2 protein-coding genes are annotated in these 2,431 nt (G+C 44.6%); both read left to right on the top strand.

Annotation, left to right across the window (positions count from 1 at the left end):
- The coding region (locus H6S82_RS29150; RefSeq protein ID WP_206756910.1) for an S-layer family protein at positions 1-1,956 on the top strand (1,956 nt) is incomplete at its 5' end.
- Positions 1,957-2,022: 66 nt separating this feature from the next.
- The coding region (locus H6S82_RS29145) for a filamentous hemagglutinin N-terminal domain-containing protein (protein WP_191057170.1) at positions 2,023-2,431 on the top strand (409 nt) is incomplete at its 3' end.

The raw sequence follows: 2,431 nt of genomic DNA, 5'->3' as shown, positions 1-2,431 counted from the left end.
GTTGGTTTACAGATGGGAGAAAACCCAGGTGAGATTGCGGTTCGGAACACAGGACATCGTTTGATTGGAACCTTAACCACACCGATCGATACCAGTAACAATCCTCTGGGAATTCGAGTTACTCCTGGCAACACCTTAGCACTGGTGGGAGGAGATCTTGTTTTAGATGGGGGTGTATTAACTGCCGAATCCGGACAGATCGAACTCGGTAGTGCGAGTAACGGCACTGTCAATTTCAATATCAATTCTCCCCAATGGAGTTTTGATTATGGCAATATTCAACAATTTAACGATATTCGATTTTCCCAACAAGCCCTTGCTAATGCTAGTGGTGAGTTGGGTGGTTCCATACATTTACAGGGTAGAAATATCAGCTTCACTGAGAGTTCTGTGGCACTGATACTCAATCTAGGTAATACGGGAGCGGGCGATATTACTGTGAATGCTTCCGAGTCTTTGGAAATGAAAGGATATACCAATTCTGGATTTACCATTAGCTTATTAAGTACCGACAATTTGGACAAGGGTTCTGGGGGTAATTTGGTGGTGTCGGCTCGCAATATTTTATTGCAGGATGGGGCGGTAGTTACAGCCAGAAACTTTGGGGCTGGAGCGGGGGGAAATGTATCGATCGAGGCTAAAGATTCTATGCAAATTCTGGGTTTTTCCTCACTTAAGCCCACATTTGCAAGCGCCATAGCAGCGCTCAACTATGGTTCTGGTAAAGGTGGTGATGTGCGAGTTTCGGCTAGGCAATTAACGATCCAAAATGGGGGTGCTATCTCAACTATTACTTACGGTATTGGAATGGGAGGCGATCTGGCGATCAACGCTTCTGAATCGATTGAAATATTAGGAGAAAATCCGCTGATTTTTACTCCTAGCGTCATCGGAGTGACATCATTCAATCTCGGAAATACGGGTCAGTTCAAGATCGATACTTCTAGACTCAGCGTGCGGGATGGTGCAACTGTCAGCACTGCTACTCAAAGCTATGGAAATTCAGGTAACTTGATGATTAATGCTGCCTCTAGTATCGAAGTAAGCGGCGTTGGTTCAGCCTCCGGTCAACCCAGCAAAATTACTGCTGGGGCTACAGTATTTCCTCCCATTTTTCAACAGACGTATGGGTTGCCACCATTTCCCACGGGTAACACGGGAGATTTAATCATCAACACTCCACGATTGCAGCTTAGCAACGGTGGAATTGTCAGCGTTAGCCATGAAGGAGTTGGCAATGCTGGCAATCTTTTGATTAATGCCAATTCTATTCGGCTCGATCGCGCAGGCTCAATTGCAGCAGCCACTAATTCGGGAGAAGGTGGTAGTATGAATTTGCGAACTAATACCCTGATCGCACGTAATGGTAGTAGTGTTAGCACCACTGCTGGTGGTAGTGGCAATGGGGGTAATATGACGATCGTTTCTCCTATCATTGTGGGCTTAGAAAATAGCGATATTACCGCTAATGCTTTGCAAGGAAACGGCGGCAACATTCAAATTACTACCGCAGGAATTTTTCTGTCTGCCGACAGCAATATTACCGCTTCTTCGCAATTGGGAATTAGCGGCAACGTGAGCATTTCCAATCTCAACTTGCAGCCAGAAAATTTGGTCGTTCTTCCTGCCAATACTTTGGTCAGTCAAGCACCAGTAATTGCCAGTAGTTGTTTGACTCAACGCAATGGCCAACAAGGACGCTTTGTGGTGACTGGGAACGGTGGTTTATCGGAAACACCAGATCGTCTAGCGATGCCTTATCAGGCAGCCCAAGTGAGAACTGTGGGACAGTTACAAGCGAGAGGAAATCGAGCGTCAGAAACAACCAATACTAGGCAACCCGATCGCCCAATTCAAGAAGCAAATGGATGGAATTTTACCTCAGATGGAAAATTAGCACTGGTGGTAACACAAGATAAGATTACTTCTCCTACAGAATTAACTTGTAGCAATTAATCGATTTACCTTTTGCTATCAATTCAGAATTTGAAAAACTTAGATTTTCGGGGAAGTAACACCATTATGAAATTAACTAAATTGCGCTTGATTTGGTTTTGTTTGTTACCAGTTGAGATTTCGATCGCGCTGCCAAGCTTCGGTCAAATAACACCCGATCGCACTGTCGGAACTACCGTCACGCCAAATGCCGAAACCAATACCGATCGCGTCGATGGCGGTACGATTCGCGGCAGCAATTTGTTCCACAGTTTTCAAGAATTTAATATCGAATCTGACCGAAGTGTTTATTTCAGCAACCCAGAAGGAATTATCAATATTTTTAGCAGAATAACGGGTAGCAATCCTTCTAACATCTATGGTAAGTTAGGAGTTTTAGGTAATGCCAATCTATTTTTGCTCAATCCCAACGGCATTATTTTCGGTGCGGGAGCGAGACTAGATCTTAAAGGTTCATTTGTCGCGACAACAGCCG

It is taken from the genome of Planktothrix sp. FACHB-1355 (assembly GCF_014748295.1).
GTDB lineage: Bacteria > Cyanobacteriota > Cyanobacteriia > Cyanobacteriales > Aerosakkonemataceae > Aerosakkonema > Aerosakkonema funiforme_A.
The sequence above is the reverse complement of the archived record's forward strand: the minus strand, read 5'-3'. Positions and strand labels throughout refer to the sequence as shown.